Raw genomic sequence first — 21,013 nt, forward strand, 5'->3', positions numbered from 1 at the left:
CTATTCGTCGTAGTAGAATTTCAAGTCGCGTCGCTCTTTCAATTGGGCAGGTCGGTAGGGTTTGACCTCGCCACACTGGGCGACGGCCTTGGCTCGCATGCGCTCTTCGACTGAAGGATGGAGCGGGAAGTCGTCGCCAACTGCGCGAATTCCCTTCTTCCAGCGGATGCGGAGGGGGCCAAATGCTACCATCGCGTCTTCGCGGTGCTGCAAACCCAGAGGGTCAGGGGCGCGGTTCAAGACGTTCTCGTTGATCTGGATCGACGGCACGCAGTCTTTCAATTCGTCGACCATCCAATCGAGGGCGATATCGCTCAGGCGGGACTCTGCCTCAGGATAGCTTCCACCGATGTCGCTATGACAGCCCGGGAACCAGACCTGCTTCAACCACTTCGGCTCTCGATCTTTGGTCTCAATCGCGGCCGCCTTCGATGCCCATCCAACCCTTGGAAAGTCAGCACGGTCTTCGTCGATCGCCATGGCGTGACGGGCGTGTTGGACATCGGGATCCAGCCACTTGTCGTAGTTGCGCTTGTTCCAAGCCGCGAAATGACCCGTCTTGAGAATCTGCGGCCAATCGGTTGGGCGCCAGAGCTTCAGTTTGCGCTCGGGATCGTCCGAGAAATACTTGAAGTTGTCGAGCAACAGGGAACCTAGCTGCCAAAGAAGCGCGACTAGAAGTACGCCAAGCGGAACAACCAAAAGCCAAGACCATCCGAGTGCAACGCCTGCGGCCAAAGCCGCCCCGACCCCGAACGTGACGCCCCAGACCAAGGTGCGGACAACTGCCGTTCGCAGTGATGCCACCGTGTCGAAGACCCCGATGAATGTTGGCTGAACGTTTCCCTGATTTTCTTCGCCTACGAGCGGAAAGCTCGAATACTTCTTGCGAAATCGCTTGCCGAGTTCTTCACGGTTCTTGAAGTAAGGATCTTGTCCGCGCGGTTTTCCAGCACCGTGATTATACACGAATTTTACAGCGTCCTTGGCGATCTTGCGCAATCCGGGGCCGTAACGCGGGACCGGCGAACCATCTGGCATCTGCGTCGGGACACCGCAGAGGTTCATAACGTTTGCAAGTGCTCTTACTGTGTAGGCCCCGCGCGAGAACCCAAACAGCAACACACGGTCGCCGGGCTCGTAATGGGCGATGATCTGCTCGTAGCAATCGATTATGTTGTGGTCGATGCCAGTTCCGACGGCGCTTTCCAGGATGGGCTTGATCCGACCGAAAAACCCACCGCGTTCTCCTGTTCCCAAGCCCGGGTCGTAAAAAGCCACTTGGTCCTTAGGGCTAATTGGTGAATCTGGGCCGGGACGCATGGCTCGATACATCTTGTAAACATTCGACAGCCGTTGGTCTGGCCTGGCGCCACCCATCTGGCCGGTTCCGTCCGAGAATATGCAGATGTTCTTTACCATTTGTCGCCCTATTCAAGAACACGAAGTACAGTCAAAATCCTAAACCTGCAGCAGTTCTGCCAAGCTAGGAGAGAGTGCAGCGGAAATGTTTCGCCCGAGTCGGGAAAAATTAGAACATAGTGGAAACACATATGTCTACCTGATATTGTGACACATGAGAAGGGATTGCCCAATATGTTGGATACGATGCAGCAAATGGAAGTGTTCCCGACGACAGTCGATCTCAAGCGGGTCGACCTGTCTATCAACATGCGGCGCTTCTATAGAATGAGTGTTCAACCAGACCTGTTTGGCGGCGCATGCCTCGTGCGGGAATGGGGCCGTATCGGGTTTCGAGGGCAGATGATGATCGAATTTCATGATGACGAGGGCAAGGCTGTCACGGCGCTCATGAAGCTCCATGCTAGCAAAAAGCAGCGAGGGTATAGGGCAGCCGTGGCGCAGAACTAAGATTGAATTTTAGAGAAGAAGATTTCGCATAGCATGTATTTCGCGTTTGTTTTCGGCAACCGGATCCTCCACCTTTCGGCGGTCCAGAATCCGTAGGCAGCTTAAGACCAACCGGGCACCAGTCATGGCTGGATCAGAGCCCAGTGGCAGGTCACCGCACACCAGGAAGAGCATAAACTCGAATACGAGCCAATTAATGAGCGATAGCCGATGGCAGCTCTGTGTTGATGATCAGTAACACGCTCGAAAGGAGAATTTTTCTGTCGTTCCATCGACGCGGTTGACCCAGAAGCAGCGCGTTCCGTAATCCGCCGTTCTTACACTGAAGCTTTCAATTCCCGGGCCGATCTTTTCGGCGGCTTCGGGATGCATATGCATGAGATGCGTTAGTATTTCGGCGTCTTCATTGGTTACCTTGTCACCCAGTTCATATTTGTACAGCATATCCCTAAAAAAGTCGTTTGCGTCTCCTTTCCTCGCGAATGAGAGCGATCCGATCTCTACTGGCTTTGCGGGCATAATCGCTTCCTCTCTACTCTATTCGCTGAATTCGTGGCCCGCTTCCGGATCATCAAGGCCCGATACCTGCAGCGTTTCCCTGACGATAAGGTTAGGCAGGTCCATCCCGGCGAAATTCGGGCCATGCTGATTAATCCAGGCCAGGCAACCTTCCTTGTCCAGATCGTCGCGCGCAATCTTCTCATACAAGGCCACCGCAGACATGCGGGAAAGCCCTAGTTCCATTAATGAGAGAAGCGTGATGCTGGAGACGCCAAACTCAAGCGCTATCCCGATGTCAAAGTCTTCATCAATCAGGTCCTCGCGCTCGGCTTCAGTCAAGAACAGGCGGAGGACATCCATATAGGCGGAAATATACTTCGGTGCCTTGAATCTTGCTGTCTCTTCCACCATGCTCATCGTTTCGCGAATGAGCACTGGAAGCTTGAACGATCTGTTGTTTCGTTGCTGATACTCTATACGCTTCCTGATAATTGCAGCCAAAGACAATCCTTTCAGCCACTCGACAACCACGAGCGCGTGCAGGGGAATGAGACTGTCTGGCAGGAAGACAGGATACAAATTTGCGTTAATCCGTCGCATGACGGTGACGTACCTGTCGTACGCATCGACGCTTTCCGAAGGCGCGAGCAGCAGATTTTCGATATTGCCTTCGTACTTTCGAAAAGCTTCCAGCAAACGCTGCAGGCCCACCGCGCTGACGCCTGGATGTCTTACTAGAACATCCTGCGTAATATTGATCAGCGCCGAAATACCTTCGAGGCTTCTATCGAGTTTCCGGAGCGCATCTGGAGAATGCCGTTTCGCAAATGCGGCATCGGAAAGCGTACCAAGACGAATATATGTATTGAGGAGGTAAGCCCCGACCTGTTCGAATTCTTCGCCTTGCGCAAGATCGGCCAAAGAGTCGATGTTTCTGTTCTCAAGATACGCAGCCAGTTCATCGGTGGAAGATATAACGACGTCAGTTTCTCTCTTGATCGGGTAGCGTGAGCGCTTCGGCACGCCGACGGGCCATGCTTTTTCATCCTTTGGATCGATACAGATAATATTGCCTTGGAATTCGTTTCCCCAGCGACCGGCCCGTCCCGCGAGGTTCCAGAAGTCGTGCGGCTCCATCGGGTTCCCACGGCCCTTCCGGGGACCGCGCACAACGATGGTCCTGCAAGAGAGATTTACTCCTTCAATCAGCGTCGAGGTGCAGGCAAGAAATCTTATCTTGCCGTCGCGGAACAGCCTCTCAACCTCGGTGCGGATGAGAGAGGGCATGTTTCCATAGTGAAAAGCGACACCACGTTCGACCAGCGGCGCGAGCTGATAATTACGGTGGACCCCTTTGCGGGCCAGATCAGCCAGGTCCAGCAATTCCTGATCATCTGTCTTCTCCGAGCCTTCCAACTGGCTGATAAGGAGCGCGACGTCCTCCGCTTCAGCCGCGCCGTTGCAGTAAACCAGTGTGCCGCCGCGACCGCCTGCCGCCGCTGCGATAAACGCCAGCCTTTTTTTCAGGCCCGCAGGCTTGTTTGACAGTTTAAGCGTGCCCAGTGGTATGGGTGAATCGCCCCAGACAAGGTCCAGCGACCACTCCTTGGGCTTCCGAGGCACTTGCTCGGCTAGGATCACGTTCTGCAGAACGGTTGGCATATCGGTATTGACCGACGTTTTCGGCATATCGTTCGGCGCATCCTCAAGCAGTTCTCCGGGATTTTGTGTCGAAGGACTTACAAACACGACCTTCATCATCGGGTTCTGCCGAGACACCCGCTCGATTGCATCCTGCAGTATTACACCACGCTGATTGTCTCCGATCTTGTGCGCTTCATCAACAATGAGAAGGTCTACACTGAAGTCCTCCCCGAGAAGATTGACAAGCAGGTGCAAACGCTCCTGCGTGAATACGAAGACGGCTTTCTTGTCTCCCGTCGTAGATGAGAAATAAACTTCCGTCAGCGGTAGCGACGTGATCTCGATGCCGGTGTCCGACTGACATAGCTCCTTCAGACTGAGTTCAATCTCACTCACCAAAGCCCGGGTTGGGGCAAGGTAAACGGCGATCTTTGTCTTGCTCGTGCGAACGTGATCGAGCAGCCACTGCAAAACGAGGTAAGTTTTTCCGGACGCGGTTGGCGCGGACGCTGAAAGCCAGCCGGCGCCGGAAGAGGCGCCCGCCCATAGTTCTTTCTGAAAATCGTTGACGCCTATCCATTTTCCGCTCGATTCAAGGAGTATCGAGTCCTCGAAACGTCTTCTGTTGGCTTCAAGGCGCATCGACACGCCCAGTCTGCCCTCAAGATCGGGAGCGATCCGGTTTCGCAGTATTGCCAGCTCGACGGACCTGCGATTGGACAGCTTTTCGAGGAGGACAGCCCCCGCATCCCGCACTTCCGGCGAAGTTTCGAGTGTGACGGCAGCGGTTGCGATCCGCAGCGCCGCCTCCTGATGCGTTCGTTCGGTTGATCTGGCCAAAAGGCTTCCGGCCAAAAGAAGCTGCTGCCAGTCAAAGCTCTTCTTTGGGTCAGCGGATTCATGGATTGCGTCCAGATTTGTTATCTCAGTCGCCACTGTGATCTGAGTCAACCTGATAATATCATCACGAAGCGCCTCACCCGACAGCCAATCAAAGAGTTCGGTATCTTTCATTTCTTAATACCCAGCGCCTTAAGGAACGATGCGCGAAACCCATCCGCCGAAGGCACTGGCACACAGAAAAACTGAATGTCGAATTTGTCGAGTTTCTCCACCGATAGTCTGTTCTTTACATTCTTCACCCATTTTTCCATTTCGTCATTCGCCGCCTTCAGGATGTCCTCCCCGATGCCTTTTGCATCATCTTTCGGATAGAAATCCGCATCGAAGGCGATAAGCGCGATCCCGCAATATTCGACCCTGTTCGATAGCGGTGAGGTTCGGTCGAAATATTTCCGGAATGCGGCCGTAAGTTCCGGATCACTGAGATCGGCTTTGTCGCTGAGGAGCACGAGATCCCGCTCGCGATCAGCGCCTTCGTGGTCCGTCTCCACGAGGAAAGGGGCAAGTGATGAAAGGCAATCTCTTATGGCCGCTGTAGGGTCGCCATACACCTTTGACTCGCCCCAGAAAAGTTTGAGAAGGCCGTTTTCGTTTACGGAAGCATAGACGCCGTCCGCACCATGATAGTGCATGTGAGAGTCGGTCTTAAGGTCCATCTTACAGAGCACCTGAGGAACCTTGAGAAAGCGCTCTGCGAGTAGGAAGAGCAGCATCTCGCCGCCTTCGCCAGTATTGGCAAGGTCCGTAAAAGTGCCGATTGCCTCGTGGTGCAGGGCTGCAACCGCGCTTCCGGACTTGAATCTGGCGTCCCGCGCCCGCGCATCATCCAACCGCGATTTCGGGACGGCATAATCGATAATTGAGTTGCGCATAAATTCCGCAAGACGCTCCGGCTTGACGCGTCCGTTCCCATCCACAGTCAGGCAATGACAGTGGAGACGGGCCACGCAATCTTTCAAGAGCACGTCCCGTTTAACAAGCTGGAGATGAACACCCAACTCTTCTGGATCGCCCGAAACTATATTAACCAAATCTTCTGGAAGTACTTGAGTCAGTGGTCGCCTCCTTTCGTTTTAGGGTGGTTGTGCCGACCCCGCTGCTGCTCGCATAGAGAGTATCATACGTAATTCAAATAGTTAGGTTTTTCTTCGCGCTGCGGTCAAAGAAATTGTGCGATACTCCTTCAACGCCCCAAGGTCCGGAGTGTCACCGCTGCCCGTTGATAATACGTCAGCTGTCTCCTTTTGGCGTGAACGCTACACTTCGCCTTGCGGAAGTTCAGTTCAGCGTTGCAAACGGCTGCATCGCGCCGTCTATGTCGGTAGTTTTCTCGACCCCGGCAGATAGAACTCCGTAATCCCCCGCTTCCCCTCGGCCCGCCCGAGCTGGACGATCACATCGATGGATTTCCGGATGTATTCCCGAACCTCGGCAAAGGTCAGTGGTGTGCCGGCCTGCAGCACCATGATCGCCAGTCGATCGATTGCGAGTTCTGCGGTTTCCGCGTGGATGGTGGAAACCGACCCGCCATGGCCGGTGTTGATGGCCTCGAGGTAGGTCAGGGCCTCGGCACCGCGCAGCTCGCCGACGATGATCCGGTCAGGTCGCATACGGAGGGAGGCTTGAAGGAGAGCGTTGGCGCTGCGTTGCGAACCGGCACCGCGGTCGGCAAGGAGGGCGACGGTGTTGGGCTGGCCGGGGAAGAGCTCAAAAGCGTCTTCGATGGTGATCAGCCGCTCGTGCTCGCTCACATGGGTCAGGAGGTGGCGGGCGAACGTGGTCTTCCCGGTCGAGGTGCCGCCGCTGATCAGGACGTTGAGCCGCGCCTCGACCAGAGTCTGCAGCGCGGCCTCAAGGTTCTCCTCCGCTAGACTGGCGATGTTTTTCATCTTCTCCGCGCGGAGGGCGTCGAGCGAGACGGCCTTGCCGAAGAGATAAGCCGGGGCGTAGTCCCTAATGCTGCCAGAGGCGAAGAGGCGAATGGTGATCGAGGCACCGCGATCGATGGCGGGCGGCACGGCGACCTGGACCCGAAGCGGGCGGCCCGCATATTCCACCTTGCCGGAGACGAGGGGGTTCTTTTCAGAGACGCGGGCCTTGGCATCGCCGACGATGGTCTGGGCCATGTTGAGGGCTGTGGTCCGATCCACGGTCTGACCTTCGTGGCGCATGCTGGCATCCCCCGCGACCTCGAGCCAGACCTTGCCGTCGGGGTTGATCGCGATCTCGACCACGTCGTCACGCCGCAGGAGATCGCGGAACGGGTCGAGATAACGCTCGAGGTATGAGGCTGGCGAGGCCTGATCCATCAATTCGGTGATTCCGGTAATATTGAACCTGGTTTCGCTGCCTCTCGCCTGCGGCTCGAACGCGAAACCTGATGCTTCTTTTTCATTGTGAACCGGAACCCCCGTAGATCACCACATCCCGGTCCACGAGCACGGTGACCGAGGCGCCCTGATCGACATAGATCGTCGGCGCGATCGAGACCTGATCGGCGATGACCGACCCGACAGCGTCCTGCAGGTCGCTGCTGACATCGCCCAGGACAATGCTTGTCGTCTCGTTGTTGGCACTCTCCGCCGCCACGGCAGGCGCCGCCCCGATCACGGAAATCAGCGCCGCCCCGCCGAAGCGCTCGGCAAACTTGGTGTCGACGAGACCAGTGAGGCCCGAGCGGCCAAGCTGGTCGCCGCCCACAGCGGCGATTTCCATCGAGGTGCCGTCCGGGGTCAGGACGCGGGTCCAAAGGATCAGGATGCGCTTCTGGTGCATTTCGATCCCGGAGCGGTATTGGCCAAAAAGGCGGGAGCCCCGGGGGATCAGGATCCGGTCTCCGGAAAACGCCAGCACCGGCTCGGAGACCACCGCGACAACGGAGCCGGGCAGATCGCTGTTAATAGCGGTTTGCAGCGCCGCCTGGATGACGGATCCTTGGGTCAGCGTGCGTTCGGGATGGATGAGGCGGGCGGCCTCCTGCACCTCGAGCGGTCGCGCACTCTGCAAGAACTGCTCGTTGCCCGAGAGGGCCGGTCCACTTGCGCCAGCGGCGGCAGGATCGGCCACCGCCGCGCCACTCGCACCACCACGTGGACCGTCCGCATAGACCACGGCGGGGGATTTGATCTGGGCAGTCAGAAGCTCCTCGGCGATGCGTTCGGCCTCGCGCAGACGCTGCTCCTCTTCCTGACGCCGGCGTTGTTCGAGAAGGCGCTGATCGGCGATCACCCCTTCGCGATCGAGCTCGGCCTCAAGCCCCTCGCGCTGCGCCCGTTCGGCATCGAGCATGGCCTGCAGCCCCTCGATGCGAGTCTCGGTCTGGCGTTGGAGGTTTGCCAGCTCGGTTTCCTTTGCGGCGAGCGTTGCTTCGAGCGCGGCCTTTTGCTCGTCGAAGGCCTCGCGCAGGTCCGCGACAGCGGATTGGATTTCCGAGTTGCGGGCAGCCTGGCTGGCGGCGAGGGCTTCGCGGAGCTTGGCGATTTCGGCCAGCACCTCGGCGCTCGGTTCCGGGGCAGGGGCGGCGGGCACGTCGAGCGCTTCCTCGACGGCGATCAGTGCGTCATTGACCCGTTGCTCGGTCTCGTCGGGCGGAAACTTCAGCCGCCCGCCGGAGCCGGGGCGGCGGTCCTGAAAGGTCTCGACATCGGAGGTCTCAAGCGCACTGTCACCTTCCTGCAGACCGGTGGCCAGAAAATACGCGACCCCGGCCCCGCCAAGGGCGAGGGCGGCCGCGAGCGCGCCGACCCCGAGGCTGTTTCCGCGGGGCTTGGACTTGCCGCGCTGGCTGAACTGGTCGAGACGGTCCTGAAGGTCGGGAGGGGTTTGTTCGGCCATGGTCAGTTGCTCACGTAGATGGCGCTCTCGTCGCGCCAGGCGCAGATCGCCTCATCGCCGATACGCAGCGACCAGTAGGTGTTCACCCCAAGCACCCGGACCGTGTTGCCTTGCTGGGTCCAGTTGACCGTGCGCTCACGGCCCTGGTCATCGGCCTTGAAGAGGGCGGGTTGGCGACCGTTCTCCGGGAAGACGAAATACGTGTAGCGCCCGTCGTCATAGATGTGGCTGGGGCGGAAGTCGCCCTCGCCGGAGACGCGGTAGTTGTAGTTGCGCGGGGCCTCGAACCCCTTGGGCTGCGTCGCACCCGCCGCGCGGCGTTCCTCGTCGGGGTAGCGGAAGCGCACCTCGAAGAACATGCCGGTGCGGTTCGGGATCGAGCCCTCGCGCAGATGGAAGGAATAGGTGCGGCGGTTGGTGATGACCGTCATGTTGGTCGAGGCATTCGCCACATGCGGTTTGATCGTCAGCACATTGCCGAGCTCCGGGATCGGGTCGACCTGGAAGCTCTCGGTGTCGCCGACGATCACCGCCTCGAAGCGTTCTCCCGCACCGAAATGAATCGTGGTCGAATGCCGCAAGTCAGTTTCGATCCGGTAGACCTGGTTTTCATTATAGACGGCGGTGCGGATGCGGATGTCGAGCGGTCCGCCTTGCGGCGTGGCCTCGGCATTGGCGGCAACAGGAAGGGCAAGCGCCAGAAGGAGCGCGGGCAGGGATTTCATCTTGGTCAGTTCTCCAGGGTCTCGGCGTCGACGCGGTAGGAGGTCACCACGAAGCCCAAGGGGTTGGCCCAGACATCCTGAAGGCGCTGGCGGGTTTCGGGTTGGAAGTCGTAGCCGACGGTGGCCACGTAAGACCGGGTCACGGTGCGGGTGTCGCGCGGACGGCGGAGCGTGCGGGTGAAGCGGACCTGGGCAACGCCGCGCTCGATCTGGTTCACCGATTTGATCACCACCTCGATCTTGGCGTCGCGGCCATAGACGGTGATCGGGTAGTCCTCGTTGGTGGAGGACCAAAGATCGCGCAGCGTACGGGCGGCGTCGCCGTCGGATCGGTCAAGCACCGAGTTGATGCGCTGCTCGCCGTCCGTAAGGTCATAGGTTTCGCGGTCATCCACGTAAGCGACGAGATTGGCCTGGATGATGGCGTCGCTTTCCGAGAGTGTCAGCGCCTGCACGGCGGCGACGCGGTCCATCTCACCGGTTTCCTTGTCGACGACGACCACGAAGGTCTCGGTCGATTTGAGCGGAAAGAGGCTCGCGCCAGCGACTATGCCGGCCACGCCGACCAGAATGCCCGCAGCTGCCACGAACCAGGCGAAGCGCTCGCGCCGTCTTGGCCCGTAGATGAAATCCGCCTCAAAAGCGTCGCGGTCAGGCGCGGAGGAACTGGTCACAAGCTTCTTCAAGTCAGTCGTCTTTCACATCAGGGTTTGCGGAAGGCCTTGGCGGCGGAGAGAAGCGCGCCGGGGCTTTGCCGGATCAGCTCGCCGGTCTTCACCACACCCGCATTGGCCATCTGGTTCAGCTCATGCGGGGACTTGCCGGTGACGAGGCGCGAGGTTGCGCCCGCGCCATACTCCCGTGTGTTCACGAACCCCTGGCGCGCAAGGCCCGTGAGACCGACGGCATTGGACGCGATGCCGACGACACCGGTGAGATTGGAGGCGATGTAGGGCACCGAGGCCATGATCCCGGCGCTGAGGATCAGAATGACGAGGAAGGGCAGGATCAGGCTGACGGTTTCGACATCGCCCGGATCGGCGGAGGCGTCCCCGATCGCTTCGGCGATGGCGACGATGATGCCCGCGGCGCCTGCTGCGGCGACCGGCATGAGCGCGTAGCCAATGGTGGCGCGGGTCCAGGCCTCGAAGAGGGACTGGGTCGGTTTGAACAGCGAGGTCACGATCATGAAGGGGGCGATGACGATCATCAGCGCGAAGACGATGCGGGCGAAGGCGATGATCCCTGCGGTGACGGCGGCGAAGACGGCGGAGAGGACGAAGAAGATGGCACCCAGAACCGCGCCGAAGACCCAGCCCGCGCGGTCGCCGATCGTATCGCCATAGGCGGTGATGCGGGCGACCATATTGTCGAGGCTCTCATAGACCCCTGCCTCGTCGCCCGAGCCGGTAAGCGCCAGGATCGAGGCGCCCACGGAGTCGGGCACGCGCGTGACGATGTCATAGATGACGCTGAAATTATCCCAACTCTGCGCGAAGATCCCGACCAGGGCCACTTTCATCCCGAAGGCAAACCCGGTTCCGAAGGGCAGGGGGCGGAGCTGCATGACCGCGTTGATCCCGAGGAGCACGACAAGGAGCGTCGCGCCCGCCGAGATGACATTACCGACCGAGGCCGCCGAGGAGATAAAGCCGTCCTGCGCCACGGTGTTCACCGCGGCGTCGACTTGGCCAAGGATGTCGCGAATGACCCCCATTTACTCCGCACAGGCCTCCACAACTTGCGCCTCGAGCGCGTCCGCCTTGGCGTAGAGCTCGAGCACGTTGAAGGGCAGGCGCGGGTTGTCCGAGGTCTGGAACCGGGGCAGGGCGGCAAGCGCCTGATCCCAGGCGAACTGATCCAGCAGGCAGGTGCAGGTTTCCGAAGCGAGCGCCTCTTCGGCAATCAGGATGCGCAAGATCGCGCGGTAGCCATTGCGCAGATAGGCGGTTTCGGCCAGATCGGTAGGGGGTTTCGGAACACGACATTCATCCGTTTGATCCCGCGCGATGGCCATCGAGTTGAAGGGCGTGTCGCCGGAAGGGTTCGTGCTCGGGGTCTGGGCCGACGCAGCATTGTGCAGGATGCTCAAGACAAGGGCGGCGAGACCGAGCGCCCGGCCTGGAGCCAAGCTGCGGGTCATGGTTTGCCTCATGGATCCACCGCCATCGAGCGGAACTTGCGCTCATCCGCGAGGGTCGCGGCATCGACAACGCCAAGCTGGCCGGCACTCACGCCTTGCGCCGCTTCCAGCCGCCAAATCTGGGTCAGGATGATGCCAAGCTCGGCGGTGACGCGGGTGTTGAGATCGACGGCAGCCTTCAGCCCGTCCTGATCGTCGATGAGCCCGACCATGGTCTCGAGCCGCTCAAGGCTTTGGCCCGCTTCTTCGTGGCTTTCCTGTGCCGCGACGGAGAGCATGGCGCTGGCCCCGGCGGAAGCGGCGATGCGGTTATCGGCGGGCTCATCCGAGCCAGAAAGCGTGCTCAGGCGTTCCGAAGTAAACCCGCTGCCCGAAAGCACCCGTTCGACCGAGGCCGAGAGTTCTGCACCCGGATTGAAGCCGCTGAGAAAATCGCCGCTTGCCAGCGATTGTGCGGTATTGAGGGGCGCCACCAGCTTGCCGCGCAGCGCTCGGAATTCTTCGACCGTGGCGAAGAGTTCTCCGAGCCCGCTGCCTTCAATGAGCGAGGTCAGTTGCGCCTCGAGGTTCGTGAGCTGCGAGAGCTGGGTTTCCAGTTCCAGCCGCATTGTGGCGAGCTGCTGCATCTGGACATTCAGGTCCTCGGCCATGTGTTCGAGCTGCGCCACGAGTTGACCAAGCTGCGAGCCATCAAAGGTTGGGACGCCCTGGGCCGTTGCGGGCGAGGTAAACCCGAGTGTGGCGACCGCGGCCACGGTCAGGAGAAGCTGTCTCATTCGGGAACTCCCATCTGCATGAAGTCGCGCTCCGCCAACCGGTCTGCGACGAGGTGCTGCGCATAGACCGCCTCGCGCTGCTGGTTGGCGGCCATCAGCCGGACGCGAAGGTTGAGGATGCGGCCAATCTCGGCCTTGGCGTAGGTGTTGAGTTCCCAGGCCGCCTTGGCATTGGGTTGCGCATCGATCTGCAGGATGATCGCGCGGAGGCGGTTGATCACTTGCTCGGTCGTTGCCGAACTGTCGGCGGCGTAATAGACGCCCGCCTCGGAGATGCTGGCATATTCGGCGAGCGCAAAATCCGAGGGCGAGAGCGTGCCAAGCGCGTCGGCACCGCCCACCACAGCGAGGTATTCGTTGTAGAATTTCGAGATGTTGCGCACATAGCCTTGGGTCTCGGCAAAGGGCGGCACGCCCCCGTATTCGATGACCCGACCCGGCCCCGCGTTATAGGCCGCGAGCGCATGGGGTATGTTGCCGAAGCGGTTGAGCTGGGTGGTGATATAGCGCGCGCCGCCGCGGAGGTTGTCTTTCACGTCATAGCGGTCGACGCCGAGATCGGAGGCGGTGCCAGGCATGAGCTGGGTCAGGCCATAAGCCCCGACCGGGCTTTCAGCGGCGACGTTGAAGCGACTCTCCTGTTTAATCAGAGCCTGGAAGAGGCAGCGCCACTGGGTGGCCGAGAGACCGGCGCGGGCCACACCGGGCGCGCCTGCGAACTCGCCGGCGACCTCGACGATCATCATCTCGACCGTCTCGCGGCCCTCGCCGAAGAGGCGGCTGTTCATCGGGCTTGGATCGGTATTGGGATAGACCGCCGCCACCCCGAAATCCGCATTGCCCTCGAGCGCACGGATGTCGAAGCCAGGCCCGGTAATGGCAGCGGTCATTTCCTCGAGGACGCGCAGCTGGTCGGCCTGCACATCCGCCAGCGTGGACTCGGTCCGATCCTTGTCCTGCTGGACGCTTAGATCCTCGGCCAATGCCCTCACCCGGGCGATGGCGCGACCGATCGCGGAATTGTCCTGTGTCGGCACGCCCTGGGCATGCGCAGGCAGGGCGCTGAGGCCGAGGCAGAGCCCGGCGGATATGATCGCGGCGCGGCTCATTCCGAACGGGGCAGGGGCTCGAAGGTGCAGTCAGGCTTGGCCGTCTCCTGCACCGGTGCGCCCATGGTCGAGAAGGACAGGGCGGACCGCGTCACTTGCGGCTCGCCATTGCGTCCGAAACAGGGCGAGGTTTTCTCGGTGTATTTCTCGCAAGCGGAAAGAAGGCTCGCGGCGGCGCAAAGCGCGAGGAGGGGTTTCGAACTCATATCACATGTCTCCAGAAATCGGGATTGGCGCGCCAATCGGCAGGCACGCGGGCCTCGCCAGTGGCGCCGCCGCCAAGGATGGGAAGGAGGTCGCCAAGTGCGGAGAGATCGGCATCGACGAAGACGCTGTCGCCCGCCGAGCGGATAAGCGCGATGCGCTGGCCGATGGTCGGCTGCACGAGAAGGGCAGCCTCCTTGGCGTTGACGCGGAGAAAATCGTAATCGGAGACGGTGGCGCGATCGTTCGGGAAGAGGATCTGCGTCGGCACCGTCTCGACGATGGTTTTGCCGACGCGGCTGTCGCGCAACTGGCTCGGATACTGCGTCATCATGATGACGACGCAGTTCATCTTGCGAAGCGTCACCAGCCAGTTTTCCAGCCGCGCCCCGAAATACGGATCGTCCAAGAGCTTCCACGCTTCGTCGAGCACGATGATGGTGGGACGGCGGTCTTCGACCACGCGTTCGATCTGGCGGAAGATGTAGGAGAGTACCGCCATGCGCTCGGTCGTCATGTCGAGGATCTCGGTCATATCAAACCCGACGATGTCGCCCGTGAGCTTGAGGCCCGCGCCGCGCTCGGGCTCGTCGAACACCCAGCCATAGCGCCCGCCGGGGGCCCATTCGGCAACGCGGGATTGCAGCTCGCCATCATCATCGAGTGACTGGAACAGGGTCTCGAAACTGGCGAAACGCTGCAGCGCCGCCCCCGCATCGGCGTTCTGGCCGACCGCGCTTTGGATATGGCGGGATTGCTCGCCCGAGAGCGTGCCATTCCGTGTGAGAAGTGTCGCAAGCCAGTCCGAGAGCCAGGCGCGGCCGCGCTCGTCGGTTTCGGTGGCGAGCGGGTTCAGACCTGTCGGCACGCCAGCCCGGATTTCGTTATAGCGCCCGCCGAGGGCGCGCACGGCCATCTCCAGGCCGCGATCCTTGTCGAAGAAGAAAAGCCGTGCGCCGACCCGCTGCGCCTGCGCTGCGAGAAAGGCAGTGGTGAGCGTCTTGCCGGTCCCGGTGCGCCCCAGAACCAGCGTATGGCCAACGGTCGGTTCCTTGCCTGGGGCTCCCGCCTCGTGGAAATTGAAGCGATAACCAGAGGTGCCGACCGTGGGCAGGACCGAAATGGTCTGACCCCAGGGCGACTGATCAGGACCGCGTCCTTCGACGCTACCATGCAGAGCTGCGAAGTCGGCGAAATTGATCGAGGAAATCGGCGTCTTGCGGGCGCGGTAGCCGAAGTTGCCGGGGGATTGCGCGAAGTAGGTGGCTTTCAACGCCATGTTCTCGCGCACGATCACCGACATGATCTCCTGACCCACGCGCTTGATCTGGGCGGCAGCGCGTTCGAGCATGTTGCGCTCAGGCGCATAGACCGCGATGGACAGGTGATGGTCGCCAAAAGCGATGCGCCCCGCTTCCTGATCGTCGGCGGCTTGTCCCAGCTGTTCGCGCAAGGAGACGGCGGCATCGTCGGAGGCGTGCATCTGGCGGATGATCCGCTGGATGCGTTCGGCCATGATGTTGTTCGGGATCGGGCTGAAGGAGTTTGTCAGCACAATGTCGAGTGGCAGGTCGAGCGCGTCGAGCAGTGTCACATCTGTCAATGCGGGGTAGGTCTTCATCGAGAAGAGCGCGCCGTATTTGACCTGGCCGGTCACGGCGTCGGTCAGGGTGACGACATCGCTATCAAAGGTCGCGCGACAGTTGCTCAAGGTATGCGAGAGGGGCAGGGCACTTTGCCCAAAGGCGATGGGGGAGAAGCTGCCCGCGTTCAGCGTGTTGAGATAGCCCAGCCATTCACCGCCCGACTTCGTGAGCCTGACGGGGTTGGCGGAGGCAAGCGCGACCTCGAAGAAACCCATGACCTCGTTCAGTTCCTGCACGCGCGTCGCGCGGTCCTTGACCCAGGCCTTGCGGGCCAGTGCCCGAAGGAACGGAATGCGCGCGGAGATATCAGGCCGCCGGATGACGCTGAGATAGAGTTGACGCTTGGCCGGGCGCAGGTCTTTGACATGGGCCTGCCATCGGGCGTCGATCGCGGCGGCGAAGCTGTCCTCTTCGATGAGGCGCATGCCCAAGTCCTGCGGCACGGAAATCCGATGGATGTAGAAGCCGAAGGCATTGCCGGTCTGGGCGACGATGGCGGCGACTGCGCGCTTGAGCGCGTCGAGCCGGGCGTCCTCACTGGTCATCGGGTTCAGACCATCAAGGCGCAGGGTCGCCAAGAGATCGCCCTCGCGCAGCACCATCACATCGTCATCCGCAAGCGCGAAATACGGCAGGTGTTCGGCGAGATAGCTCTCCCGCGCGAACGCCCCGCCGCCAGCCTGAAGCAGAGCGGTTCCGTGAGTGGAAAGTGTGCCCGCATCAAGCGCCAAAGCTGTCACCCCCATGCAGAGCCCGGTTCTTTGTTGGGCGCACCGAGCCGTAAGAGACCCGCAGCACCTCGAAGAAATGCGGCTCGCGGTCGGCCACGAACCAGAGGATCGGATAGGCGACGAGACCGACCAGGAAGAAGACCATCGACTTCGTCCAGATGAACGGCAGAACGACCCCGGTCGCCAGCACCACGAGGTATCCGACAGGGAGACCCAGATACTTGGGCGGACGGGCGAGACCCAGGAAGAGGGGGGATCGTTCTGCCAACTAGGTGCTTTCCCGCTCAGGTGAAATGAAGAATCCGTAGGTCGGTTCGAGGCAGCGTTTGCCGTGCAAACGCGTTCGAGAGGACCGGAGGATGCGAGTGTGCGGGAAAGTCATCGGCCAACCTCAGGAGAAGCCGTCAACGATGGTGCCGGCCGAGAAGATCAGCACGATCCCGATGATGACCGAGGCGAACCAGCCCCAGTTCAGCCGCCCCATCATGCACATGAAACCAGTGCCGATGACGGCGAGTGTGGCAACCGCGATCCCAATCGGACCGGTCAGCGCGGCCTCGACGGTTTCCAGCATGGTCTGGATCGGTGACAAGTCCTGCGCGAGGGCTGGCGTTGCGAAAGCCGCCAGGGTTGTAGTAACAGGCAAGAGGCGGCTGAGGCGATGTCGAAGCATGCGAAGTTTCCTTGTTTTACTGAAGGTCGATGAGGACCGGCGCGCGGGCTGGAACCCGGTCTGCGACGCGAATGTCCGGAGGGGCAACGGGCGTGCCCGACAGCCGGGACCGGATCCGGTGGATGCGCGCGATGTAGTCGCGGGTCTCGATGAAAGGCGGGATGCCGGAATACTCGACCACCCGGTGCGGTCCGGCATTGTAGGCCGCGAGCGCCAAGTCGATGTCCTTGAACGTTCCGAGTTGTGCGAGCAGATACCGCGCCGCGCCGTCGAGGTTCTGGGAGGGATCGCGCGGATCGACGCCGAGCGCACGGGCAGTATCCGGCATCAGCTGGCCAAGACCATAGGCATCCTTCGGGCTGACGGCGGTCGGGTTGTAGCTGCTTTCAGCCTCGACCAGGGCGCGGAACAGAATTTGCCAGTCGTCCGCATCAAGGCTGACCTGCCGCAGGGCACGGTTCCCCTGGTGGCGGACGGCAGTCGTGCGGATCAGGGAGAGGGTGTCGTCGCGACTGGAAGGCGGCGTGGCGTCCAACGAGGCCAGAACGACCTCGGCTTCAGCGCTATGTTCCAAACCAGCCCAGGCAGGGCGCTCACCGTGAAAGGTCCAGCCCGAAGTCCGGGCTGTGCCGTCGCGGCCGAAGGCGATAACGTCAGCCGCGCTCCTCGAGGGTGATGCTGTAGTCAGGACCAAAGCGCAGATCGCGCCCGTCACCGAACTCGAGATGATGTTTGAAGAGCCCTGGCCATATGTTGAAATACCGCGGCTCAGGCCCGTGCGGGGTGATCCGGGTCGAGACCAGAATGGCTTCCGGCTCACCCTCGCGCAGGTAGATGCACTGGTAGCGCGGCTTGCCATCGTCCGTGAACCCCACGAGTTCATACCGGCAGCGGAACGCGATGCCCTGTTCGGACAGGTCTTTGACACCATCGATGGTGATCAGGATCTGGTTGCGCGCTATCGGCATGTTCGGACTCTCCCCACGAGAGCCCTTCTACTGCACGACACTAAGGCCATAAAGTCATATGGAGTCAATACGACATATTGCAGAAAAATACATATTGCGCGATAGTCTGCGCAACTTTTGCGGGAGAGCGACATGAAGCGACAGGCGATGGCAGCGGCGATGGGGGTGATGGCGGTGTTCGGAGCCCCGGGGAAGGCGCAGGCCTATGACATCGACTGCGCCATCATGCTCTGCATGGCTGGCGGCTTCCCCCCGAGCGCAGTCTGTGCACGGGCCTATCGCACTATGATCCGCCGCATCACGCCCTGGCCGAGCCTGCCGCCCTTCGGGGTCTGCACCTTCGCACATGTGCCGGTCGAGCTGGGCGGGCCCGGCGGGGAGGGCGAGCTCGACACCACTCTGCCCGAATACGAATGGCTGAACCGCACCCATGTGATCTGGTTCACCGGTCAAGCCTATAGAGAAAGGGGAGGTGAACAGTATTGGGACTGGTCTCTCCGTTCCTGCGACCGAGAGAACCGCACCTGCCGGTACATCCAGCGGGTCTACCGATCCCACACGCCCTGGCCCGAGGCATTCGTATCGGAAGGCGGTCAGGAGATCGCCTATCCGACCGGCGGAGGTTCCTCGTACTTCTATTTGCGCAGTATCATGGTTGAATACGGCGACTACGAGGGCAACATGGGCCACTCGGAGTGGTTCTCCTACTGATCCGAACGGTCTGATGCCTTCAGGGAAACTGGGCGAAGCTCGACCAGACAAGCATCAAAGCGTTCTGGATCGACATGCCAGCGGCGGCTCACCGAGCCATCATTCCAACGGTAGTCGGTGAACAGGTGAATCTCCTGCGCACCGTCGTTCAGAAACCCGTTCTGGAAGGGCCAGCCTGTCTTCTTCTTACCCATCGAACTCTCTGCACTCCATTTGACTACCTCTTGAGACGTTCCGCTCCAGGACGCATCAGGGGCTGGCAAAAACTGGCTAGCGTTTTGTGAAGAGCTCTGCTGGATCTACGTTCAGTGCTTTGGCGATACGTTCGAGAAGGTCGAGGGAGGCCGCGAACTTGGCGTTCTCGAGCTTGCCCATATGGCCGCGACTCACATCGGCCCGATGAGCAAGCTCCTCCTGGCTGAGGCTGCGGGCGCGTCTCAATTCCTGGATGTTTAGTGCTACACGGTCCCGCAAGTTCATGCCGTTGAAACGGACACGATGCGCGAAATATCGCCACGCGATATATGTTACATTCGGAAGTGCAGAGAAGAAATCTTGGGATGGCGCGAGATCGCCGGAATGGAATGCCTGCCGAAACGCAGGTCACGTGATGATCCGTCTCGCAAACATTATGGGCCGTTCAATCGTTCTTTCAGGAAAGGGCGGCACCGGCAATACCGGTGCCGCCAGTCGGTCGTCCACAGGGAGGAGGTAGAGGACGAATTCTACAGCAAAATTTGGTGTCGGCCGAAATTCGCATAACAGAACTTATGTTAATCGACGATGCCAATCGTTGTGCTCCCTGCGACAAGCGCCCGACAGAACGAGGCCTCTAGCCCTGCAGGCTCAAACTCATTCTAAGAACCCACTAGGAACTCACAAAGCTCGGTGTTGAACCTGTCCGGGAACTCCCACATCATCATGTGACTAGTATAAATACTGATCTTTGATCCGGGTGCGTTTGCATTCAACCATTCCGTCGCGACCGCCTCATGTTCGCTGCGGACAACGTTCCAGACACGAATGGTCTTTGACGCGGCAGTGAGAACGTCGCGCCAATCCGCAAATGCGCCGTTCGCGAACAGACTGGCGGCAACAAATCCCGGTGTTTTCTCCGTCATCCCGATAATATGATCCAATTCCTCGGGGCTAAGCTCTCGGGAGAACATTTGCGGGGCATATCCGGACATGAACTCACCATGCCCGCTGCCGAGCATTCCCAGATATGTGCCGAGCGTCCAGATATCCCCCTCTCCCCAGGCGATGGTCTCGTCGCTCGCCGGTTTTGGCGGTTCGTCCAGAATGACCAGTGCCTCGACCCGGTCGAAGCCGAAATCGCGGAGATAGGAATAGGCTGCATTTGCGCCATAGGACCACGCCACCAGTGTCGCTTCGGTGAGGTCCAGCTGTGTCATGAGCGTATTCAGGTCGCGCCCGTGCTGCTCATACGTATTGCCGTTGAAAGAGGATGTGGATCGACCATGCCCGCGGGGATCGTACAGGACATAACGGTAGCCCGAAGGTATTTCATCAATCTGCTTTTCGAAGGCGGTATGATCGAAAGTCCAGCCGGGAACAAAGATGACAGGTTTCCCCGTTCCGTGAATCCGAACATAGATGTTGGCGTCACGTTCCACGGAAATACGTGTGGATGTGAATTCCTTGGTCATTAGTCCCTCCGTTTGTTGGCGATATTCGGCGGCGTAGGTCCGCTCCGGTTTAATCAGATGTTGGAATGGGCAAAATCGCGATAGGTTGTGACAAGGCGGCGTCCGATCGGACCGACCCCGATGTTCCGCTCGCCGATTCGGTTGCAGGGATAGACCCGCGCGTGGTTGCCCGAGGATATGATCTCGTCCGCCTGCATCAGCTCTGCCGGACGGATCGTCCGTTCGACGGTCTCGATCCCCATGTCCTTGAGCAAGAGCATGACACGGCGGCGGGTGATGCCGGGCAGCAGCATTCCGTTCGCCACGGGCGTGTGAACCGTCCCGTCCTTCACGATAAAGATGTTCTGCATGGTGAACTCGGCGACATTCCCGATGGCGTCGAGCATCACCGCGTTGTTGAAACCGGCCTTCCGTGCCGCCGTCCAGGCGAGGGTCGCCTGCGGATAGAGGCACGAGGCCTTGGCCCCCGTCGGGGCGGTTTCGGGAGAGGGTTTGCGGAAATCGGATATCTGCGCGGAAAAGCCGGGTTCAACATCCGGCATCGGCATCGCCTGGATGACCAGCGCAAACCGTGTCGTACCGGGGTCGATCGGCCCGAAGCCTTCCTCGATCCAGAACATCGGCCGGATGTAGAGTGTTTCGTTGCCGTCGAACCGGCTGGCACCGTCCCGCGCAAGCCCTTCGATCTCCTCGGGCGTGATCTCGGGCGTCATACCCATGATCCGTGCCGACCGGATCACCCGTTCGCAATGCAGTTCCAGGTCCGGGAATACACCGTCATACCGGCGGGCGCCGTCAAAGACCGTATGGGCCAGCCAAGCCGAATGGGTGGTAGCCGACATCAATTGCGCCGGGCCCTCGCGCCAGTCACCCTCAAAATAACTCCATGCAGTAGACGACATA

24 protein-coding genes are annotated in these 21,013 nt (G+C 60.4%); 2 read left to right on the forward strand and 22 right to left on the reverse strand.

The features are described 5' to 3' along the window. Window positions 1-1,422 (reverse strand): phospholipase effector Tle1 domain-containing protein, encoded by a 1,422-nt coding sequence (locus PVW51_RS18770; RefSeq protein ID WP_040701697.1) that lies wholly within the window; start codon window positions 1,420-1,422, stop codon window positions 1-3. Window positions 1,423-1,596: 174 nt separating this feature from the next. On the opposite strand from PVW51_RS18770, the gene PVW51_RS18775 reads away from it, so the two are divergent. After that, the gene (locus tag PVW51_RS18775) at window positions 1,597-1,872 is read left to right on the forward strand and encodes a WGR domain-containing protein (protein ID WP_007120621.1); all 276 of its coding nucleotides are present in this window, start codon (window positions 1,597-1,599) and stop codon (window positions 1,870-1,872) included. 231 nt (window positions 1,873-2,103) lie between these two features. On the opposite strand, the gene PVW51_RS18780 is transcribed toward PVW51_RS18775, so the two are convergent. The 17 genes from PVW51_RS18780 to PVW51_RS18860 all read right to left on the reverse strand — a co-directional run bounded on the left by PVW51_RS18780 (window position 2,104) and on the right by PVW51_RS18860 (window position 17,729). Then, entirely contained in the window at window positions 2,104-2,391 is a 288-nt protein-coding gene (locus PVW51_RS18780) for a DCL family protein (RefSeq protein WP_007120620.1), read from the reverse strand. 18 nt (window positions 2,392-2,409) lie between these two features. Then, window positions 2,410-5,031 (reverse strand): DEAD/DEAH box helicase, encoded by a 2,622-nt coding sequence (locus PVW51_RS18785; RefSeq protein ID WP_084353841.1) that lies wholly within the window; start codon window positions 5,029-5,031, stop codon window positions 2,410-2,412. After that, window positions 5,028-5,885: a HamA C-terminal domain-containing protein gene (locus PVW51_RS18790; RefSeq protein ID WP_235859527.1), complete on the reverse strand. Its 858-nt coding sequence runs from the start codon at window positions 5,883-5,885 to the stop codon at window positions 5,028-5,030. Before PVW51_RS18790 ends, PVW51_RS18785 begins: the two co-directional genes overlap by 4 nt. Before the next feature lie 348 nt (window positions 5,886-6,233). Continuing rightward, window positions 6,234-7,229, reverse strand: a complete 996-nt coding sequence (virB11, locus tag PVW51_RS18795) for a P-type DNA transfer ATPase VirB11 (protein WP_007120616.1) — start codon at window positions 7,227-7,229, stop codon at window positions 6,234-6,236. An 82-nt stretch (window positions 7,230-7,311) separates the two neighbouring features. After that, entirely contained in the window at window positions 7,312-8,754 is a 1,443-nt protein-coding gene (locus PVW51_RS18800; protein WP_007120615.1) for a TrbI/VirB10 family protein, read from the reverse strand. 2 nt (window positions 8,755-8,756) lie between these two features. Next, window positions 8,757-9,479, reverse strand: coding sequence for a TrbG/VirB9 family P-type conjugative transfer protein (locus tag PVW51_RS18805; protein WP_274576713.1), 723 nt, complete (start codon window positions 9,477-9,479; stop codon window positions 8,757-8,759). Between the two features lie 5 nt (window positions 9,480-9,484). Further along, a complete protein-coding gene (locus PVW51_RS18810; protein ID WP_274576716.1) occupies window positions 9,485-10,165 on the reverse strand; it encodes a virB8 family protein in 681 nt (226 codons plus the stop codon). A 17-nt stretch (window positions 10,166-10,182) separates the two neighbouring features. Next, entirely contained in the window at window positions 10,183-11,196 is a 1,014-nt protein-coding gene (locus PVW51_RS18815) for a type IV secretion system protein (protein WP_007120612.1), read from the reverse strand. Continuing rightward, window positions 11,197-11,622, reverse strand: coding sequence for a hypothetical protein (locus PVW51_RS18820; RefSeq protein WP_007120611.1), 426 nt, complete (start codon window positions 11,620-11,622; stop codon window positions 11,197-11,199). An 8-nt stretch (window positions 11,623-11,630) separates the two neighbouring features. Then, window positions 11,631-12,398: a type IV secretion system protein gene (locus PVW51_RS18825; RefSeq protein ID WP_007120610.1), complete on the reverse strand. Its 768-nt coding sequence runs from the start codon at window positions 12,396-12,398 to the stop codon at window positions 11,631-11,633. After that, entirely contained in the window at window positions 12,395-13,507 is a 1,113-nt protein-coding gene (locus tag PVW51_RS18830) for a lytic transglycosylase domain-containing protein (RefSeq protein ID WP_007120609.1), read from the reverse strand. The genes PVW51_RS18825 and PVW51_RS18830 overlap by 4 nt, the downstream gene beginning before the upstream one ends. Beyond that, complete coding sequence (locus tag PVW51_RS18835) at window positions 13,504-13,713, reverse strand: hypothetical protein (RefSeq protein WP_007120608.1); 210 nt, start codon at window positions 13,711-13,713, stop codon at window positions 13,504-13,506. The genes PVW51_RS18830 and PVW51_RS18835 overlap by 4 nt, the downstream gene beginning before the upstream one ends. After that, window positions 13,710-16,103 (reverse strand): type IV secretion system protein B4, encoded by a 2,394-nt coding sequence (locus tag PVW51_RS18840; protein WP_274576731.1) that lies wholly within the window; start codon window positions 16,101-16,103, stop codon window positions 13,710-13,712. Before PVW51_RS18840 ends, PVW51_RS18835 begins: the two co-directional genes overlap by 4 nt. Then, window positions 16,078-16,356 carry a type IV secretion system protein VirB3 gene (locus PVW51_RS18845; RefSeq protein ID WP_274576734.1) on the reverse strand — a complete coding sequence of 93 codons (279 nt, stop codon included), beginning with the start codon at window positions 16,354-16,356 and terminating at the stop codon, window positions 16,078-16,080. The genes PVW51_RS18840 and PVW51_RS18845 overlap by 26 nt, the downstream gene beginning before the upstream one ends. Before the next feature lie 123 nt (window positions 16,357-16,479). Continuing rightward, on the reverse strand, window positions 16,480-16,761 hold the full coding sequence (locus PVW51_RS18850; RefSeq protein ID WP_274576736.1) for a TrbC/VirB2 family protein: 282 nt from the start codon (window positions 16,759-16,761) through the stop codon (window positions 16,480-16,482). 16 nt (window positions 16,762-16,777) lie between these two features. After that, complete coding sequence (locus tag PVW51_RS18855) at window positions 16,778-17,335, reverse strand: lytic transglycosylase domain-containing protein (protein ID WP_274576739.1); 558 nt, start codon at window positions 17,333-17,335, stop codon at window positions 16,778-16,780. Between the two features lie 79 nt (window positions 17,336-17,414). Continuing rightward, window positions 17,415-17,729 (reverse strand): hypothetical protein, encoded by a 315-nt coding sequence (locus PVW51_RS18860; RefSeq protein WP_007120603.1) that lies wholly within the window; start codon window positions 17,727-17,729, stop codon window positions 17,415-17,417. 132 nt (window positions 17,730-17,861) lie between these two features. Here PVW51_RS18860 and PVW51_RS18865 point away from each other — a divergent pair, with 132 nt between their 5' ends. Further along, a complete protein-coding gene (locus PVW51_RS18865) occupies window positions 17,862-18,440 on the forward strand; it encodes a hypothetical protein (protein ID WP_007120602.1) in 579 nt (192 codons plus the stop codon). Here the strand turns inward: PVW51_RS18865 and PVW51_RS18870 are convergent. From PVW51_RS18870 to PVW51_RS18885, 4 genes are all read right to left on the reverse strand, one after another. Then, entirely contained in the window at window positions 18,434-18,634 is a 201-nt protein-coding gene (locus PVW51_RS18870; RefSeq protein ID WP_007120601.1) for a hypothetical protein, read from the reverse strand. The genes PVW51_RS18865 and PVW51_RS18870 overlap by 7 nt on opposite strands. A gap of 76 nt (window positions 18,635-18,710) precedes the next feature. Then, entirely contained in the window at window positions 18,711-18,920 is a 210-nt protein-coding gene (locus PVW51_RS18875; RefSeq protein WP_007120600.1) for a helix-turn-helix domain-containing protein, read from the reverse strand. Between the two features lie 377 nt (window positions 18,921-19,297). Continuing rightward, window positions 19,298-20,110 (reverse strand): alpha/beta fold hydrolase, encoded by an 813-nt coding sequence (locus tag PVW51_RS18880; RefSeq protein ID WP_274576749.1) that lies wholly within the window; start codon window positions 20,108-20,110, stop codon window positions 19,298-19,300. Window positions 20,111-20,163: 53 nt separating this feature from the next. Continuing rightward, entirely contained in the window at window positions 20,164-21,012 is an 849-nt protein-coding gene (locus tag PVW51_RS18885; RefSeq protein ID WP_274576751.1) for a branched-chain amino acid aminotransferase, read from the reverse strand. Between the last annotated feature and the right edge of the window lies 1 nt (window position 21,013).

The sequence above is a fragment of the Sulfitobacter sp. PR48 genome, from assembly GCF_028807335.1.
GTDB lineage: Bacteria > Pseudomonadota > Alphaproteobacteria > Rhodobacterales > Rhodobacteraceae > Sulfitobacter.

What these genes read in the sequence shown, in the direction of transcription:
- PVW51_RS18770 (WP_040701697.1), bottom strand. Translation starts at nt 1,422, where the DNA reads ATGGTAAAGAACATCTGCATATTCTCGGACGGAACCGGCCAGATGGGT.
- PVW51_RS18775 (WP_007120621.1), top strand. Translation starts at nt 1,597, where the DNA reads ATGTTGGATACGATGCAGCAAATGGAAGTGTTCCCGACGACAGTCGAT.
- PVW51_RS18780 (WP_007120620.1), bottom strand. Translation starts at nt 2,391, where the DNA reads ATGCCCGCAAAGCCAGTAGAGATCGGATCGCTCTCATTCGCGAGGAAA.
- PVW51_RS18785 (WP_084353841.1), bottom strand. Translation starts at nt 5,031, where the DNA reads ATGAAAGATACCGAACTCTTTGATTGGCTGTCGGGTGAGGCGCTTCGT.
- virB11 (WP_007120616.1), bottom strand. Translation starts at nt 7,229, where the DNA reads ATGGATCAGGCCTCGCCAGCCTCATACCTCGAGCGTTATCTCGACCCG.
- PVW51_RS18800 (WP_007120615.1), bottom strand. Translation starts at nt 8,754, where the DNA reads ATGGCCGAACAAACCCCTCCCGACCTTCAGGACCGTCTCGACCAGTTC.
- PVW51_RS18805 (WP_274576713.1), bottom strand. Translation starts at nt 9,479, where the DNA reads ATGAAATCCCTGCCCGCGCTCCTTCTGGCGCTTGCCCTTCCTGTTGCC.
- PVW51_RS18815 (WP_007120612.1), bottom strand. Translation starts at nt 11,196, where the DNA reads ATGGGGGTCATTCGCGACATCCTTGGCCAAGTCGACGCCGCGGTGAAC.
- PVW51_RS18820 (WP_007120611.1), bottom strand. Translation starts at nt 11,622, where the DNA reads ATGACCCGCAGCTTGGCTCCAGGCCGGGCGCTCGGTCTCGCCGCCCTT.
- PVW51_RS18825 (WP_007120610.1), bottom strand. Translation starts at nt 12,398, where the DNA reads ATGAGACAGCTTCTCCTGACCGTGGCCGCGGTCGCCACACTCGGGTTT.
- PVW51_RS18830 (WP_007120609.1), bottom strand. Translation starts at nt 13,507, where the DNA reads ATGAGCCGCGCCGCGATCATATCCGCCGGGCTCTGCCTCGGCCTCAGC.
- PVW51_RS18835 (WP_007120608.1), bottom strand. Translation starts at nt 13,713, where the DNA reads ATGAGTTCGAAACCCCTCCTCGCGCTTTGCGCCGCCGCGAGCCTTCTT.
- PVW51_RS18840 (WP_274576731.1), bottom strand. Translation starts at nt 16,103, where the DNA reads ATGGGGGTGACAGCTTTGGCGCTTGATGCGGGCACACTTTCCACTCAC.
- PVW51_RS18850 (WP_274576736.1), bottom strand. Translation starts at nt 16,761, where the DNA reads ATGCTTCGACATCGCCTCAGCCGCCTCTTGCCTGTTACTACAACCCTG.
- PVW51_RS18860 (WP_007120603.1), bottom strand. Translation starts at nt 17,729, where the DNA reads ATGCCGATAGCGCGCAACCAGATCCTGATCACCATCGATGGTGTCAAA.
- PVW51_RS18865 (WP_007120602.1), top strand. Translation starts at nt 17,862, where the DNA reads ATGAAGCGACAGGCGATGGCAGCGGCGATGGGGGTGATGGCGGTGTTC.
- PVW51_RS18870 (WP_007120601.1), bottom strand. Translation starts at nt 18,634, where the DNA reads ATGGGTAAGAAGAAGACAGGCTGGCCCTTCCAGAACGGGTTTCTGAAC.
- PVW51_RS18875 (WP_007120600.1), bottom strand. Translation starts at nt 18,920, where the DNA reads ATGAACTTGCGGGACCGTGTAGCACTAAACATCCAGGAATTGAGACGC.
- PVW51_RS18880 (WP_274576749.1), bottom strand. Translation starts at nt 20,110, where the DNA reads ATGACCAAGGAATTCACATCCACACGTATTTCCGTGGAACGTGACGCC.
- PVW51_RS18885 (WP_274576751.1), bottom strand. Translation starts at nt 21,012, where the DNA reads ATGTCGTCTACTGCATGGAGTTATTTTGAGGGTGACTGGCGCGAGGGC.